The organism is Chryseobacterium sp. KACC 21268, from assembly GCA_028736075.1.
GTDB lineage: Bacteria > Bacteroidota > Bacteroidia > Flavobacteriales > Weeksellaceae > Epilithonimonas.
Genome location: CP117875.1, coordinates 1,117,554 through 1,134,116 on the forward strand (window position 1 = coordinate 1,117,554; position 16,563 = coordinate 1,134,116).

Sequence of the window (16,563 nt, forward strand, 5' to 3'; positions counted from 1 at the left end):
GATGAAGAAAATTTTATTAATTATATCGTTTTTTATAACGCTATTCTCATACGCCCAAACCACCAAATGGAGCGATTTGTTCTCGTACAACAATGTGTTGACCATTCGGCAGGATAATGACAGATTGATTGCTGCGACCGAGAATGGGATTTTCTACTACAGCCCATCCACTGGCGAAATCACAAAACTGTCCAAGGCAAATGGTCTTCACGATGTAAAGATTTCTGCCTTCGATTACAATACTGCAACACGAACTGGGATTGTTGGTTATCAAAATGGTTCTTTGGACGTCATTACACCAAATGGGATTTTCCTAATTGTTGATATTCCTATTGCAACCGGCTACAACGGGAGCAAGAAGATAAATCATATTTCAATTAATGGTGATAGAGCTGTTATTTCCGTTGGATATGGCGTTTCTATTTTCAATATAGCGAGAAGAGAATTTGGTGATACCGCATTTTCTAAATACAGAGATCCTTTGACCAATGCAGAAAAAACAGACGTCGTAAACTCAGCTGTCATAAAAGATAATATAGTCTATGCCGCGACTAATGCAGGCGTGAAATATCACGAGATCAACGCTACATTTGCACTTTACTCAGAATGGAATCAAAATGTAATAGGATCTGGCAATATTGCAAATATAGACGCAAGCGGAATCTTAGCATTTGCGAGCAGCACACAAGTAAGATATGGGAACGGAACTTCATTTGCCAACTTGTCCAGAACATTTGAAAATATCCAGGATCTTCGTGTAACAGATAATCAGATCATTGTAACAGACAGAACACAGGTTTATGTGTACAGTACTGGAGGTGCACAGCAAAAAAACTTCAATGCAGCAGAAGAGATCAACACGGCTTTGATGTACAATAATGCTTTGTTTACAGGAACCAAACTTTCAGGAATCTACAATGAGCAGAAAAACAGTTTGAGGCCAGATGGTCCTTACAGCAATTCTTCCTATAAATTATCTTTGCTGAATGGTCAGATTTGGGTTTCTAATGGTAAAAGAACCAGTTATGACACCGCTCCAGAACCAACCATGATGGGATATTACCATTTTGATGGAAACAAATGGAACTATCCTAATTACTTTCTTCAAAATCCAAATATTACTTTTAATATTATGGATGTTACACCCAATCCTTCAAATCCTTCCGAGGTTTTCTTTACAAACTATTCACACACAGAAAGTAAAGGGATTTATAAAATGGTAAATAATGAATTTTCTAAAAGTTACTTAACAAATTCAGGCGATGGTTATCTTTTAAGGCCTGTAGGTTGTGTCTTTGATGATAAAAACGCATTGCTTTGTACTGTTACAAATACACCTACAGGAATCGGTTATTACTATTTTAATAGAGAGTCGGACAATTTTACATTGAATAATATTCCTGTAACCCAAAGTGTCCAAAAGCCTCTTACAAAAGATGGTGTAATGTATGTTCCCGTTCCTTTTGGAAATGGAGGTATGCTCATTTATAATTATAATAATACACCAGCGACCGCATCTGATGACAACTTCAAGTTTCTGAATACCAACAACAATTTACCTATCAACAGAACTGTAAGTGCAGCCATAGATAAAAATGATGATCTGTGGATTGGAACTATGGGAGGACTAAGGATTTTGTCCAATCCCAAAGCCGCCAGTCTGGAAGACAATCCTCAAACAGACGAGATCATCATTGAAGAGAATGGATTGGCAGAAGAACTGTTTCGTGATGGATTATTATTACAAATTACAGTGGACTCAGGAAACCAAAAGTGGGTTTCTATCGAAGGTGGTGGTGTTTTCTATTTGAGTTCTAATGGAGACAAAACGATTTACCACTTCACAAAAGCTAATTCTCCATTGCCTAGTGATAATGTGACGGATATTCAGATTGATGACAAAACCGGGAAAGTTTATTTCGCAACACTGGACGGAATTATGGTTTATCAGGGCGATGTAACCGAGGTGACTTCCAACTTTGGAAATGTGTTAGTTTATCCGAATCCAGTAGTTTATGCTCAATATAAAGGAAATGTAAGAATACGAGGATTAGCTTCTAAGACAAATATCAGAATTACAGATGCCGCGGGAAATCTAGTACATTCTGCAGTAGCAAATGGCGGTTATTTTGAATGGAATCTTGCCAACCAAAGAGGTGTGAGAGTAGCTTCCGGAATCTATTATGTCTTGATGACCAACGAAGATGGAACCGACACAGCAACGGCGAAAATTGCGGTTGTGAATTAATTAAATGACACAAGAAGTTTTTTTACTGTCTTATACAAAATATGGAGATCACGATGCTGTTCTCCATTGTTTTTGTAGGGAAAATGGCTTCGAAAGTTTCTTTGCCAAAGGCATCTACGCACCGAAGAACAAAAAGAAAGCCTTCCTTTTTCCATTGAATGAACTATTGCTTTACACATCCGACAAGAAGAAAAGCATCCAAAATGTTCAGAAAATCGAGCAGAAGAATGTGGATTTTTTCAGTTCGGATATTCGGAAAAATTCGATTTTGTTTTTTGTTTCCGATTTGCTGAATCAGGTTTTGAGGAATGAAAATCAGAATGTTGGAATCTACTCCGAGATTTCGATTTTCTTGAGTCAATTGCAAATCGATAATTTCCAGTCGCATTTGATTTTTATTTTCAGACTTTTGAAACAGCAAGGTTTACAGCCTTTATTTTCAGATAAAACTTACCTCAATCCCGAAACCGGAAACTTCGAAGATATCGAGATGCATCACTTTTTTGACAAGACGATTTCCGATATTTGGAAAGACCTTATCACGTCTCAAGACCCCTATAGCATCAAACTCAGCCGAAGCGAAAAACAAAATTTCCTTGATTCGATATTGGTCTATTTCCATTATCATTTTACAGATTTTCGAGAACCAAGGTCATTGGAAATCATCAAAGAGATTTTTTAAGATAAATTTTCAGCTATAGAATTTAATTAATCCTTTGATGAGCGAAGCGTCCTTGCGAATCTTAAATGTTTTCAATATTTTAAAAAAATCTTTGCAAACTTTGCGTTAAATTTTCATTCATCAAACATATTTTTATGATTATCAAAGCCACAGAAAAAGATATTCCCACAATCCAAAACCTAGCAAAAGAATCCTGGAACTCAGCTTACGCCAACATTTTGGAACAAGAGCAAATCGATTATATGTTAGGTTTAATGTATTCTGAATCGACCTTGAAAACCCATTTCGAAAACCCAAATTATCAATATTATTTGATTGAAGAAGATGAGGTTTTCTTAGGATTTATCGGCTTCGAATTTCATAAAGAGCCAGACACCACAAAACTTCACCGGATTTATTTTGTGAAAGAAGCGCAAGGAAAAGGCCTTGGAAAAAAAGCTTTGGAATTCGTCAAAACTGAAACTCAAAAATCAGGCGACAAAAGATTGACTTTAACCGTCAATAAAAACAACAACGCCAAAAGTTTCTACGAATCCCAAGGTTTCAAAATATATGACGAAGCGATTTTTGATATCGGAAAAGGCTACGTTATGGATGATTATCTAATGGAATTCATCATTGCTAAATAACTCATAAAGCATTTGTCAACTCCGCAGATGCTTTTTTTGTGATTGATTTTTTCCCAGATTTAATGCCGAAAAATGAATAGATGATGAACAACTGTGAAAGTTCAAATTTTAATTTTTTAACTTAATCATTTCCTGACTTTGTTTGAATCCTGATTTTTAGTTTATTAATGATATAAAAATAATATCCGAAATCGATTAATTAAAGTAATGTTATCGCGGTATTAATTCTCGTTGAAACTTATCTGAACTGATTCTTAAGTATTATTAATAAAGGGATAACGATTCATTAAAGTTTCATCCCAAGTATAATTTTAGATTTGTCGCAGAACGAAATCAAGCAGAATGCCTGATAGTAATTTTTCTTCATATACTATTTTTTTAAATTTAAGAAGTCTGTTATTCGTAGCAGACTTTTTATTTTTCCCAAGGGAATTTTTCTATTAATCTTAATTGTGGCAAGCCTCCGCCGTGATATTCAGAATTGGGATATTCTAAAATCCACTTTGCCAAAATTTCATCAATATAGTATATAGACCAACCATCTTCGCTAGTGCCAACTTTAGTTAAATGCTTTTGTTTTTCAATTAATTCATTTCCAACTAAAATAGTATTCATAATATTATGATTTCGATTTAACTCTAACTAATCTGCGACCACTTATTTTTCCCCTTATATTGCTTTATGTAATATTGCTTCATCATTTGATTATCGGGACGCGTCAGAAGTGCATCTTGTTCCAATATCTTTTCCACAGCCAGTTTTGAAGCTTTAATAATTGCAGAATCTTCTATCAAACTCAATTTTTTAAAATCCACAATACCACTTTGCTGAGTCCCGAGAATATCACCAGGACCGCGCAATTCCATATCCACTTCCGAGATTTTGAAACCGTCCGTTGTCGCCACCATCGTTTTGATTCTGGTTCGGCTTTCCTTGCTGAGTTTGTCGCCCGTCATCAGGATGCAATAACTTTGTTCTGCGCCTCTACCAACACGTCCTCGCAACTGATGAAGCTGTGACAATCCAAATCTTTCAGAACTTTCTATGACCATCACAGATGCATTCGGAACATTCACACCAACTTCGATTACGGTTGTCGCGACCATAATTTGTGCCTGCCCGGAAGCGAAGTATTGCATATTCGCATCTTTTTCCGCAGGTTTCATTCGGCCGTGAACCATCGTGACATTGTAGCTTTTGAAGAAGTTCATTACGCTTTCCAAACCTTCCATCAGATTTTTATAATCTAACGTTTCCGATTCCTCGATGAGTGGATAAACGAAATAGATTTGTCGGCCTTTTTCAATTTCTTCTCGGCAGAAATTATAAACCGAAAGTCGGTCTTTTTCTCGACGATGAGCTGTGATAATTGGTTTTCTTCCCACTGGCATTTCGTCAATCACAGAAACATCCAAATCGGAATAAAAACTCATCGCCAAAGTCCGTGGAATCGGCGTTGCAGTCATTACCAAAATATGTGGCGGAATATTATTTTTTGCCCAAAGTTTCGCCCGTTGAGCCACTCCAAATCTGTGCTGTTCATCGATAATTGCCAAACCGAGATTCTGGAATTTCACTTTGTCTTCCAAAAGTGCGTGCGTTCCAATCAGGATGGAAAGTTGCCCGTTTTCCAATTCTTCGTGAATGATTTTCCGTTCGGCCGTTTTGGAAGAACCCGTCAAGAGTCGGACGTTGATATTCGTATTTTGAAGTAATTCTTTGATGGAATTAAAATGTTGTTGCGCCAAGATTTCCGTCGGCGCCATCAGACAAGATTGAAAACCGTTGTCCATCGCAATCAGCATTGTTAATAACGCCACCATCGTTTTCCCGGAACCAACGTCGCCTTGAAGCAATCGGTTCATTTGGGTTGACCGTTTCATATCGATTCTGATTTCTTTCAGTACGCGTTTTTGTGCATTCGTGAGTTCAAACGGAAGATTATTTTCATAAAAACTGGTGAAATATTCGCCGACAATTGGAAACGGATTTCCAAAGGATTTTGTTTTTTGATGAAGTTTCTTCAAGCCATAACCAAGCTGGAAAAAGAAAGCTTCCTCGAACTTCAATCGCCTGTTGGCTTCATCAAATTGTTTTAAATCTTTGGGAAAATGAATGAAGTAATATGAGTTCAATCGTCCAATCAGCTTCATCGATTTCATCAAATAATCCGGCAGATTTTCCTGAATCAAATTGGGTAAATCTTTCAGAAGATTGAAAATAACTGTTTGAAATAATTTATTCGTAATGCCTCGTTTAGTCAGTTTTTCACTTCCTGGATAAACCGGGAGAAGTGTTCCTTGCAAAGCTTTTTTCTCATCAATCTCGATTTCCGGATGTGGCATCGAGAAGTTTCCATTAAAGAAATTGACCTTCCCAAAAATGAAAATCTCCTGATTCAATGGAATCGCATCTTTCATCCAATTCGTATATCGGAACCAGACCAAATCCATCGTTCCAGTCTCGTCACGGAATTTCGCAGACAATCGTTTTCCCTTCTCATAAACCACTTCTTGAATATCCGTAATTTTTCCCTTAAGTTGGATGTCTGCCTCTGTATCTTTGGCAATATTTCCAATCTTGTGGATTTTACTTTTATCGATGTATCGGATTGGGTAAAAGGTGAGCAAATCTTCCACAGTCGAAATCCCCAACACGTTTCTGATGAGTTTTGCGCGTTCGGTGCCGATGCCTTTGAGAAATTCTATGGAAGTTTCTAATGTCAAGAAAGGAAAATTTGTTCCGACGAATTTCGGGAAATTTTATTGATTTTTCAATGAACAATCAGTAGGTAATTATTCAAAATTGATATTGTTGTTTTTCAATATTTTCAAAAAATCATCTTTCTTTCCTTCTTTTGACATAATCTGATAGATATTTCGAATAATCGATTCGGCGTCAGTTCTGTATGGAGACTTCATTTCAGTATACTTATTATATGCTTTACACATATAATCTAATGCTTTTTGATTGTCCTTTAGATGGTCATAATAAATGACACCAATTCCATAATCAACTTCTGGGTCGTCGAGATATATTTTTTTCAAATCCAAGTAAGCATCAACAGCTTTTTGATATTCCTTTTTATAAATATAAACGATTGGAATATTCTGAAGTGGCATTTTGCCTGTCGGGTCAATTTGTAACGAAGTTTGATAGGCCTTCAAAGCATCATCATAATTTCCTAACGCTCTGTTTGTAAATCCAATGTTGTCCCAAGCAAATGGGAAATCGTGGTCTTCTTTGACAGCTTTCTGAAAATATTCTAAAGCCTTTTTGTGATTTTTAGATTCATTTTCTTTGATTCCCAAATTATAAAAATCTAATGCTTTGTCATTTTCAGAAACAGAATGATGTGACTTTTTCTCGTTGGTATTTATTTTGTCATTCAGGCTCACACAGTTACTTCTCAGTTCCCTTTCCAATTCATAGTAATATTTCTTGAATTCGTTTGAGTTTTGATTGGTGTTGATTTCGATATTAACCTTTTTGTTACCAGTTTTTTCTACTTCTTTCTGTGATTTCAAAATCTTGATTGTCATCTGGTAAGCTGTGGCTTGCTTCTCAATACAATTGCTAATGTCTGTGGAAACCTGTAAGCTTGTTTTATTATTGATATTAATAGAGTCAATACAAAGACAGGCTTGATTTGATGAGGTTTTTAATAATTCTTTTTCTGAAGGAAGTAGTTCCGAGATTTGTGAAAATGCGAATAGACTGAAAAATAAAAGTAAAAGAGATAAAAGTGATTTCATATTTTAGGTTATTAGTTGAATATTATTCTTTAATCTTCGACTTAAACTTCTTTTGATAACCTTCCCATTCTCGTCTGGATTTGATGGTTTTGTAATCGTTGGACGCAATCATCGAGAAATAAGGTTCCACTTCTTTCGCTTTCAGAAATCCGGAAAGACTTGTGATAGGGTCGGTTTTTTCATCAAGGAAAACCATTGTCGGAATCATATTGATGTTCATATATTTGGAAAACTGGTGAAGCGTGGATTTGCCTTTTTTGCCTTTGTATTCGGGGTTTGTAAACTTATGACCAAGAAAATTGACGGTGGAATTTCCATCGCTTTCAAACTTCACGGCGTAGAAATTTTCATTGATGATTTTTGCAATCTCGGGATGATTGTAGGTTTTGCTTTCCATCTCTTTGCACGGTTCGCACCAATCTGCGTAGAAATCAATCAATATTTTTTTCGGTGCCTTTTTCTGAGCTTCCAACGCTTGGGAAATTGTCATCCATTGGACTTGCGCCATTCCAGAAGTTGGAATCAGGAAGAGAATCATTAAAATTAATATTTTTTTCATCTGTGTTTGGATTGTTGAAAAGGACTTTGGTTAAATCATTATCTCACTTCTTGCATTAGTTTTTTCACGAGTGGAGATATCAAAATTAGCACAACGCCCGCAATTAAGGCGTATAAACCCAATTGTTTGTATCCATCGGTGTAAGTGATGAGGGCGTCGTAATTGTTGGCGCCGGTTTTCACTTTTGCCATTCCCGCACCGATTTGTCCAGCCACGTATTGCCCGTAAGCAGAAGCCAAAAACCACATTCCCATCATCATTCCTTGCAGTTTTTCGGTGGAAAGTTTTGTCATAATTGATAATCCGATGGGAGAGAGGCACATTTCGCCCAATGTAATCACAAAAAGTGCAAGGGTAAAAATATTTAATGTCGTAACTCCTTGCATATTGGCGAAAAATCTGGTCGAGAAAATCACGTAATATCCTAATCCAAGAAAGATAAAGCCTAATCCAAATTTGATAATTGTATTTGGCTCGAATTTTATTTTGTTCAACCAAATCCAAATCGTTCCTATTGGAACAGCCACTAATAAAATGAAGAATGCACCACCGGAATTGTTCACGCCGTTCGGGTCTAATCCTAGCAAATCTTTGTTCAGATTATTCGCTGCGAAAATACTTAATGAACCTCCAGATTGCTCATAAATTCCCCAGAAAACGATTGAGAAAATGATGAACACCAAGGCTGCCCAAAGTTTGTTTCTTTCGGATGAGCTTACTTTTGTCATTTCATAAAACAGATAAATCAGCGTCAAAGGGCCGACTGTCCACATAAAATAATCTGTGTATTCCGGAACAGAGACCATTATCATAATTAATGGAACGAAGACGAGAGATAAAATATAAACGCTGTACTCATTCCATTTTGCTAAGGCTGAGAAAGTGCCGTCCGCATTTAATCTTTGAGGTTGAAGTCCGATTGGACCCAATTGTCTTTGAGTGAAAATAAAATTAACCAAACTAATCACCATCACGATGGCTGCCAAACCGAAAGCCACATTCCATCTTTTGTGCTCTGGAATCAAGCGTGATAACATTTCACCCTTTCCAATCGCAATACAAAGATAACCGCCTAAAAGCGCTCCCAGATTGATTCCTGCATAGAAAAGTGAAAAACCCGCATCGGTTCTGGAATCTCCAGATTTGTAAAGTTTTCCAACCATTGTGGAAATATTCGGTTTGAAGAAACCTGTTCCTACAACAGTAAATGAAATTCCGAGGAAGAAATAATCGTGTGGATTAGTCGCCAAAATTAAACTTCCGACAATCATCAACAATCCTCCCCAAAATAGAGACTTCCTAAATCCCAAAATCTTATCCGCAAAAAGTCCACCCACAAACGTGAAGGCATAAACGAAAGCCTGTGTTGCACCATATTGTAAATTCGCTTGCTCATCATCAAATTTTAATTGAGAAATCATAAAGAAAACCAACATTCCACGCATTCCGTAGAAGCAGAAACGTTCCCACATTTCGGAGAAAAAAAGCGACCAGATTTGTTTTGGATATTTTCCTTTGAAATCCTGTATTTGTTCGAGAGTGAGGTTCATAAATGATAAATGATAAATGATTCGATTCGCAACTCATTGCGTCACGAATTAATTTTATTAAAAGTTTCCTACTCAATTGTTGACGCAATGTGTCAACAATTGAATTTTGCCATACGAATTTAACAAAAAACCACCGAATATTCGGTGGTTTTGTATAAGGTTATGAAATTTAATTATTAGTTGACGCCGTGCATCATTTTCTTCAAAATTGGAGAAATTAAAGCTAAGATAGCACCCGCAATTCCACAAAGGATTACAAATACCATAAAGAACTCAAACAAATTATGGATTTCAAATCCTACAAATGATGGATTTGCCATTGGTAACTGTTCTTTTGTAAAAGTTGCGACCTGTTCGGCAGTTAGAGTTACTTTCTTGTCCAAAACATCCTGCAGGTTGATTCCAAGCTCTTTCGCTTTGGTGAATTTGTCTCCAGTTGCTGGTAAGATGGCACCCAAAGTTCCCGATAATGCATAACCTGCAGCATTCGCGATGAAGAAAACACCATATAATAAAGATGCGAATCTTTTTGGAGCCAATTTACCGACCAAAGATAGTCCAATTGGTGACAAACAAAGTTCTCCCATTGTCTGGATTAGATAAAGTAAAATCAACCATTTAACAGCCAACAAGCCGTTGCTTCCCAAATCTTTTACATTGTAGGCAATGATGAAATAACTTAAAGCAATCAGTCCAAGGCCAATGGCTTGTTTCAATGGGGAAACCGGTTCTTTTTTAGCGGCTCTTAGCTTGTCCCAAAGCATACTGAACGGAACTGCCAAAAGAACAATGAATAATCCATTGAAAATCTGAACCATTGATGGTGGCATATTCCAGCCAAAGATATTTCTGTCCGTTTGGTTATCTGCAATGAATGTCAAAGATGAACCTGCCTGCTCAAAAGCTGCCCAGAAGAAAATGATGAAAAAGGAAACGATATATATTACCCAGATTCTATCTCTCTCCACTTTGTTTTCCGCAGAAGACATAATCAAAAATGCCAAAGCAATTCCCATAGAATAGATGAATGGATAAATAACGGCTTTCACAAATTCTCCCATCCCAACGGAACTAAAACCAATCTTATCTACAAATAGATATTGGAATCCAAAGAATGCTGCCACAAAGATAGCTACAGCAAAACCAATAGATTTCCCTGAGAAATTAGCAGTTTGTGCTTCTCCTTCTTCGAAATCTTCAGCCGTATTGTTTTTTGGTAAACCACCGATAGGTCTTCCTTCCGGCGTTACAACATATTTATTTTTAAGGATAATGAAAGTCACTGTTCCAATTGTCATCGCAATAGAAGCTGCCAAGAATCCCCATTTGAAAGCGTGGATGTCACGTACGCCAGCAGAATCTTTAACATCTCCTATGAATGGGCAGATGAACTGACCAAGAAATGCACCCAAATTGATTCCCATATAGAAAATCGTAAATGCTGAATCTAACTTTGATTTTTCCTGTTTTGGATATAGACTTCCAACCATCGAAGAGATATTCGGTTTGAAAAATCCGTTTCCGAAGATAATCACGCCCAGCGCAATCCACATCAACATCTGTGCTGAGCCTAGGTCTGCTCCAAATGTAGAAGCACTCATAAACATCAGGAACTGCCCGATGGCCATCAAAGCGCCACCGACGATGATACAATATCTATTTCCTAAAAATCGGTCCGCAATGAAACCTCCCAACATTGGTGTCAAATAACAAAGCGCTAGAAATCCACCATAGATGATGGTAACGTCGCCTTCCTTCATCAATAGGGAGTTTACCATAAAGAGCGTCAATAGTGCTCTCATTCCATAAAAGTTAAAACGCTCCCACATCTCGGTTCCGAATAGAACCCATAGACCTTTAGGATGTCTAGAATTAGTCTGTATTGTATCCATTTTTAAATTGTTAAATTTTCTTAAAGGTAACAAATATAGTTTTTTTTCATAAACGGGAAAGCTAAATTGCGACGATTAACACAATTGCACCCGATAATCTTAAAATTATGGAAGTCAGAAAATCAAATCCCGAAGACATCAACCAAATAATGAACTGCATCGACACCGCCAGACAGCTGATGCGGGAAAGTGGAAACCTAATCCAATGGACCAATGGTTATCCTTCCAAGGAATTGATGTTGGATAGTATTGATAATGGATCTAATTTTTTGATTATCGAAAATGATGACATCGTTGCGACTTTCGATTTCATTATCGGTGATGACCCAAATTATGCAATAATAGAAGACGGAACTTGGCTGAATGACGAAAAGTACGGCGTCATCCACAGATTGGCATCCAATGGAAGAGCAAAAGGCGTCGCGAGATTCTGCTTCGAATGGTGTTTTTCCCAATTCCCAAACATCAGAATCGATACGCACGAAACCAACATTCCAATGCAAAAAGTCTTGGAAAAACTCGGTTACGAAAAGTGCGGAATCATCTATGTTACGGATGGAACACCGAGGTTGGCGTTTCAGAAAATTTAGACTAATAATAATTTGGGCAGCTATTTCCGCCTTCCACTCCCGCTATTTTTTGCCATCGCTTTTTTTTCAGCCGCAAAAAAAAATGAGCTCCGTTCAAGTCGGGCTGCGACAATTCGGTGTTTAAATATTAATCAACTCCATTTTCCTTCATCACTTTATTCAGAAACTTCAACATAAAAATTCCTAAGATAAAAGCGAAAATCAGCAAGGCAAAGTTCACAAGGAAGTAATATTCCTTATTTTCATAATTGTACCAAGTGCTGGCAAGAATTCCGGAAAGCTTGTTCCCGACTGAGTTGGCGAGGAAAAATCCACCCATCATCAAGGCTGTCAATCTCGCTGGCGACAATTTTGAAACGACGGATAATCCCATTGGCGAAAGACAAAGCTCACCAATCGTCACAACGCCATAACTGGCAACCAGCCAAAGTGGAGACACTTTCACAGCGCCATTTTGTCCGGCAAACACAGCGCCCACCATCACAAGACAGGACAAAGCGGTGATGAAAAGACCAATCATAATTTTCGTTGGCGTCGTAGGTTCTTTTCCACGCTTTCGGAATATTGCCCAGAATCCGACAATCACCGGCGTCAGGATAATTACCCAAAACGGATTCACAGATTGGAAAAGTTCTGTATTGAAAAGGTAAACTTCCTGCTTAGGATTTGTGGCTAGCTGAGCGCGTTCTTCTGGATTGATATTTTTGAAATAAACATCTTTTCCGGAAACTTTCATCGTCTCACCAGCCTCATTTTTTTGCGAACGGAATTGGTCGTCGTAAACGGCAACTTCTTTGTCTTCAAAGGATTTTCCGGTTGTTCCATCTTTTCCGTCAAGCATATAAATGCCACGCATCGGTTCCACCAATTTCTCAGGAATACTTCGGTCTGTGTAGTAATTGGCCCAACGTGTCAGGGCTGTTCCGTTCTGTTTGAAAATCGCCCAGAAAAACATACAAACCAAGAATATCATCAGCAACGCGCCAATCGACCTTTTTTCGTCCTGATGCGCTTTGAAGTAAAGTGAAACGTAAAAATAAATTACAGGAACACACGCAAAAATAAACGCATCCGTACTGTCACTTCCAAAAATATTCCCTGGAACAATCCAACCAATGGCGCCCACAATCAACGCTGGTAAAAATACTTTCAACAGAACGTCGGAAATCTTGCTGTCGCCTTCTTTCGCCGCTTTCATTTCACAAGCGTGACGGATATGTTTCAACCCAAAACTGAAAATCACCAAGCCAATCAACATTCCAACACCAGCCGCGATGAATGCCTCACCCCAGCCAAATCTATTCCGCATATAAGCGGCAATAATGTTGCAGATGAATGCACCAATATTGATTCCCATATAGAAAATATTGTAGCCTGTATCTTTGTTCTTTTTATAAGGTTCTTCCGAGTAGAGATTCCCCAGGATTGTGGAAATCGTAGGTTTGAAAAAACCATTTCCGATGATAATTAATCCTAATGAACCATAGAATAATGGCAACTCTTTGAATAGTCCCAATCCAATATATCCAGCGGCCATCAAAATCCCGCCGAGGTAAATCGATTTGATGTAGCCAAAAAGTCTTTCCGCCAAAAATCCACCAAGAAAAGGTGTCAAATAAGTCAAGGCAATATAGGTTCCGAAAACATCATCCGCCATTTTATCTGGCAATCCAAGTCCGCCTTTGTCGCCGTTCGGTTCTATGACATAAAGGACAAAAATTCCCAAAATCAAATAATAACCAAAACGTTCCCACATTTCTGTGAAAAATAGATAGGGTAGGCCTTTAGGATGTTTTTTCATAGTTTTATTTTCTTGCGTCGTAAAAATAGAATTTTAAAGTGAATAAAAAAATTTTAATAACTTTGATAAAAAGTAGTCCAAATGGCAATCACAATAAAACATTTAGAGGATAATATCAAAACACTTCCGGCGGATTTGTACGATAAGGTGAATGATTTTGTTGATTTTTTGAAATTCAAATATTCAGCAATTGAAAATCAAAATGAAGTTCCAGATTGGCAAATTGAGGAAACTAATAAAAGATTAAAGTATATTTCGGAAAACCCAACAAGCATCGTTTCAGAATCTGAAATGAGTGATTACATTGCAACGTTGAAGGATGAAAAGTAGAATTGATTTTTCTCCTTTTGTAAAAACAGACTTAAGGGAAATCAAAGATTGGTATAAGAAAATAAATAGGAAATTAGTCGATAGATTTTTTGAAGAGTTTGAAAATGAGATTAAATTTCTGGGGCGAAATCCTTTGTCAAAGGAAATTAAATATAATGACTGCAGAATTTGTTATCTGAAAAGTTTTCCATTTGGAATTCATTATCAATATTTTGATTCAAATCATTCAATCTTGATTATTGGTGTTTATCACACTTCAAGAAATCCTGAAATTTGGGAAAATAGATTATAAAAAATCCGCAAAAGAAAACATCTTATGCGGATTTTTTTATCTTCCAGCTTCGGTCTTCCGACTTCAAGCTTCTTACAAATTCTCCAAAATAAAATTCGTCATTTTCTCATAAAGTTGAGGTCTGGTTTGTCCACCATAGATGCCGTGATTCTTGTCCGGATAAACCATAAATTCAAACTGTTTTTTGTTTTGAATCAATGCTTCGGAAAACTCCATTGAGTTCTGGAAATGCACGTTGTCATCAGCTGTTCCGTGAATTAAGAGGAATTTCCCTTTCAATAACTGCGCAAAAGTCGTTGGTGAGTTTTGGTCGTAACCTTCCGGATTTTCTTGTGGTGTTTGGAGGAATTTTTCTGTGTAAACGCTGTCGTAATATCTCCAGTTTGTCACCGGCGCCACAGCGATTCCCAATTTGAAAACGTCAGCACCTTTTGTCATTGCCAATGAGCTCATATAGCCTCCATAGCTCCAACCAAAGATTCCGATTCGTGATTTGTCGATATAAGATTGATTTCCAAACCATTGAGCGGAAGAGATTTGGTCTTCTATTTCATATTTTCCCAATTGTTTGTAAATCACTTTTTTGAATTTCGAACCTTTGAAACCAGTTCCTCGGCCGTCCACACAAGCGACGATGTAACCTTTCTGAGCCAGCATTTCGAACCAGATTGCATTTCCGCCGTCCCAAGAATTTGAAACTTGCTGAGAACCCGGACCAGAATATTGGAACATAAATAATGGATATTTTTTGTTCGGGTCAAAGTTTTTTGGTTTAATAATCCAAGCGTTCAGTTGGTCGCCTGCAGAGTTTGGGATTGTGATGAATTCCTTCGTTACAAAACTGTCTTTCTGAAGTTTGGAAAGCAATTCGTTGTTGTTTTGAAGTTCCTTAATTTCCTTTCCAGACGCATCTTTCAGGACATATTTATAAGGTGTTCCAGCTGTTGAAGTTGTATTAATAAAATAATTAAAAGTCTTGCTGAAACTTGCCGAGTTGTTTCCTTCAGGGTAAGAAATCAACGTGGTTTTTCCAGAGTTTATGTTCAGTTTGGAAACAACTTTGTTCAAGCTTCCTTTTTCTGTCGTTTGGATGTAAGCTTCTTTCGTTTTTGGGTTGTAACCATAATAATCGGTGATTTCCCAATTGCCTTTTGCGACTTGTTTTTTCAGTTTTCCGGATTTATCATACCAATACAATTGTCTGTAACCATCACGCTCCGAAGCCCAAAGGAATGAGTTGTCATCCAAAAATTCCAAAGTCAGATTGTCGGTTTCTATCCAGGCGTTGTCGGTCTCCGAGAACAGTTTGGTTAAGTTTCCGGATTTTGTGTCCACTTTAATCAAGTCAACTTTGCTGTGATGTCTGTTGCTGGTGGCGATGACGATTTCGTTCGCATCATTGGTTTGCCAGATTTGTGGAATATAATGATTCTCGAAGCCTGCGATATTCAAAGCTGTTGTCTTCCCTGAATTTAATTGATATAATTGAGCAGAAACCGTTGAGTTGGTTTCTCCGGCTTTTGGATATTTGTATCGCATTTCGGTTGGATAAAGCGATTTTCCGTAGATTGGAATGTAGATTTCCGGAACTTTTGACTCGTCAAATTTCACGAAAACAATCGCATCACCGGCTTTGTTCCATTGGTAATAATCTGCGTGACCAAATTCCTCCTCATAAACCCAGTCACCAAGGCCGTTGATGATAGAATTTTTCTTTCCGTCATTCGTAATTTGAGTTATTTTTCCTGAAGTCAAATCCTGATAGAATAAATTATTGTCAACGATGAAAGCGACTTTGCTTCCGTCCGGAGAGAATTTTGGTTCTTGGATGTAATTGCCATTATTAAGAGGCATTACTTTATTTGATTTCAAATCTTTGACATCAAATTTCCCCAAAAATGAATGTCTGTAAATCGACTCACTTTCTTTTTGCAATAAGATTTTGGATTCATCGGCAGAGAAAATATACGATTCGAATTTCCCATCCACGATGTTTCCAGATTTCTGGGACGTTTTGTAATTGTATTTTGCAATGCCGTCTTTCTCGATGGTAGCGTAGTTTTCGCCGTCATTCAAGGATGCAATTCCAGCGATTCCTTTTCCGCGGTAGTAGCCGGAATAGATTTTATCGAGTGTAATTTCTTGAGCATAAGTGTTTTGTGAGAAAACTGCTGTCATCGTAACGACAGCAAAAAGGACTTTCTTCATTTTTAAGATTTTAATGACGTAAATATA

The 16,563-nt window shown here is 37.4% G+C and carries 14 protein-coding genes; 6 read left to right on the plus strand and 8 right to left on the minus strand.

Going from position 1 to position 16,563, the window contains the following annotated elements; translation table 11 throughout:
* Window position 1 precedes the first annotated feature (1 nt).
* From PQ459_05345 to PQ459_05355, 3 genes are all read left to right on the plus strand, one after another.
* On the plus strand, window positions 2-2,248 hold the full coding sequence (locus tag PQ459_05345; GenBank protein ID WDF47905.1) for a hypothetical protein: 2,247 nt from the start codon (window positions 2-4) through the stop codon (window positions 2,246-2,248).
* 4 nt (window positions 2,249-2,252) lie between these two features.
* Complete coding sequence (locus tag PQ459_05350; GenBank protein WDF47906.1) at window positions 2,253-2,930, plus strand: recombination protein O N-terminal domain-containing protein; 678 nt, start codon at window positions 2,253-2,255, stop codon at window positions 2,928-2,930.
* Window positions 2,931-3,064: 134 nt separating this feature from the next.
* On the plus strand, window positions 3,065-3,559 hold the full coding sequence (locus PQ459_05355) for a GNAT family N-acetyltransferase (protein WDF47907.1): 495 nt from the start codon (window positions 3,065-3,067) through the stop codon (window positions 3,557-3,559).
* 414 nt (window positions 3,560-3,973) lie between these two features.
* Here the strand turns inward: PQ459_05355 and PQ459_05360 are convergent, their stop codons facing one another.
* The 6 genes from PQ459_05360 to PQ459_05385 form a co-directional block, all read right to left on the minus strand.
* Window positions 3,974-4,174, minus strand: coding sequence for an Imm27 family immunity protein (locus PQ459_05360; GenBank protein ID WDF47908.1), 201 nt, complete (start codon window positions 4,172-4,174; stop codon window positions 3,974-3,976).
* Between the two features lie 23 nt (window positions 4,175-4,197).
* Entirely contained in the window at window positions 4,198-6,285 is a 2,088-nt protein-coding gene (gene recG, locus PQ459_05365; GenBank protein WDF47909.1) for an ATP-dependent DNA helicase RecG, read from the minus strand.
* A 69-nt stretch (window positions 6,286-6,354) separates the two neighbouring features.
* Window positions 6,355-7,314 carry a tetratricopeptide repeat protein gene (locus PQ459_05370; GenBank protein ID WDF47910.1) on the minus strand — a complete coding sequence of 320 codons (960 nt, stop codon included), beginning with the start codon at window positions 7,312-7,314 and terminating at the stop codon, window positions 6,355-6,357.
* Window positions 7,315-7,336: 22 nt separating this feature from the next.
* Complete coding sequence (locus tag PQ459_05375) at window positions 7,337-7,873, minus strand: thioredoxin family protein (GenBank protein ID WDF47911.1); 537 nt, start codon at window positions 7,871-7,873, stop codon at window positions 7,337-7,339.
* A 38-nt stretch (window positions 7,874-7,911) separates the two neighbouring features.
* Window positions 7,912-9,423 carry a peptide MFS transporter gene (locus PQ459_05380; protein WDF47912.1) on the minus strand — a complete coding sequence of 504 codons (1,512 nt, stop codon included), beginning with the start codon at window positions 9,421-9,423 and terminating at the stop codon, window positions 7,912-7,914.
* Between the two features lie 176 nt (window positions 9,424-9,599).
* Window positions 9,600-11,315, minus strand: coding sequence for a peptide MFS transporter (locus PQ459_05385; protein WDF47913.1), 1,716 nt, complete (start codon window positions 11,313-11,315; stop codon window positions 9,600-9,602).
* A 107-nt stretch (window positions 11,316-11,422) separates the two neighbouring features.
* Here PQ459_05385 and PQ459_05390 point away from each other — a divergent pair, with 107 nt between their 5' ends.
* The gene (locus tag PQ459_05390) at window positions 11,423-11,905 is read left to right on the plus strand and encodes a GNAT family N-acetyltransferase (protein ID WDF47914.1); all 483 of its coding nucleotides are present in this window, start codon (window positions 11,423-11,425) and stop codon (window positions 11,903-11,905) included.
* A 127-nt stretch (window positions 11,906-12,032) separates the two neighbouring features.
* Here PQ459_05390 and PQ459_05395 read toward each other — a convergent pair whose 3' ends face one another.
* A complete protein-coding gene (locus PQ459_05395) occupies window positions 12,033-13,706 on the minus strand; it encodes a peptide MFS transporter (GenBank protein WDF47915.1) in 1,674 nt (557 codons plus the stop codon).
* A gap of 81 nt (window positions 13,707-13,787) precedes the next feature.
* Between PQ459_05395 and PQ459_05400 the strand changes: the two genes are divergently transcribed.
* Both PQ459_05400 and PQ459_05405 read left to right on the plus strand, forming a co-directional pair.
* Window positions 13,788-14,036 carry a hypothetical protein gene (locus tag PQ459_05400; protein ID WDF47916.1) on the plus strand — a complete coding sequence of 83 codons (249 nt, stop codon included), beginning with the start codon at window positions 13,788-13,790 and terminating at the stop codon, window positions 14,034-14,036.
* The gene (locus tag PQ459_05405) at window positions 14,026-14,328 is read left to right on the plus strand and encodes a type II toxin-antitoxin system RelE/ParE family toxin (protein WDF47917.1); all 303 of its coding nucleotides are present in this window, start codon (window positions 14,026-14,028) and stop codon (window positions 14,326-14,328) included. Before PQ459_05400 ends, PQ459_05405 begins: the two co-directional genes overlap by 11 nt.
* A gap of 72 nt (window positions 14,329-14,400) precedes the next feature.
* Here the strand turns inward: PQ459_05405 and PQ459_05410 are convergent, their stop codons facing one another.
* The gene (locus PQ459_05410; protein WDF47918.1) at window positions 14,401-16,536 is read right to left on the minus strand and encodes a S9 family peptidase; all 2,136 of its coding nucleotides are present in this window, start codon (window positions 16,534-16,536) and stop codon (window positions 14,401-14,403) included.
* Window positions 16,537-16,563: the final 27 nt, after the last annotated feature.

What these genes read in the sequence shown, in the direction of transcription:
- PQ459_05345 (WDF47905.1), top strand. Translation starts at nt 2, where the DNA reads ATGAAGAAAATTTTATTAATTATATCGTTTTTTATAACGCTATTCTCA.
- PQ459_05350 (WDF47906.1), top strand. Translation starts at nt 2,253, where the DNA reads ATGACACAAGAAGTTTTTTTACTGTCTTATACAAAATATGGAGATCAC.
- PQ459_05355 (WDF47907.1), top strand. Translation starts at nt 3,065, where the DNA reads ATGATTATCAAAGCCACAGAAAAAGATATTCCCACAATCCAAAACCTA.
- PQ459_05360 (WDF47908.1), bottom strand. Translation starts at nt 4,174, where the DNA reads ATGAATACTATTTTAGTTGGAAATGAATTAATTGAAAAACAAAAGCAT.
- PQ459_05370 (WDF47910.1), bottom strand. Translation starts at nt 7,314, where the DNA reads ATGAAATCACTTTTATCTCTTTTACTTTTATTTTTCAGTCTATTCGCA.
- PQ459_05375 (WDF47911.1), bottom strand. Translation starts at nt 7,873, where the DNA reads ATGAAAAAAATATTAATTTTAATGATTCTCTTCCTGATTCCAACTTCT.
- PQ459_05380 (WDF47912.1), bottom strand. Translation starts at nt 9,423, where the DNA reads ATGAACCTCACTCTCGAACAAATACAGGATTTCAAAGGAAAATATCCA.
- PQ459_05385 (WDF47913.1), bottom strand. Translation starts at nt 11,315, where the DNA reads ATGGATACAATACAGACTAATTCTAGACATCCTAAAGGTCTATGGGTT.
- PQ459_05390 (WDF47914.1), top strand. Translation starts at nt 11,423, where the DNA reads ATGGAAGTCAGAAAATCAAATCCCGAAGACATCAACCAAATAATGAAC.
- PQ459_05395 (WDF47915.1), bottom strand. Translation starts at nt 13,706, where the DNA reads ATGAAAAAACATCCTAAAGGCCTACCCTATCTATTTTTCACAGAAATG.
- PQ459_05400 (WDF47916.1), top strand. Translation starts at nt 13,788, where the DNA reads ATGGCAATCACAATAAAACATTTAGAGGATAATATCAAAACACTTCCG.
- PQ459_05405 (WDF47917.1), top strand. Translation starts at nt 14,026, where the DNA reads ATGAAAAGTAGAATTGATTTTTCTCCTTTTGTAAAAACAGACTTAAGG.
- PQ459_05410 (WDF47918.1), bottom strand. Translation starts at nt 16,536, where the DNA reads ATGAAGAAAGTCCTTTTTGCTGTCGTTACGATGACAGCAGTTTTCTCA.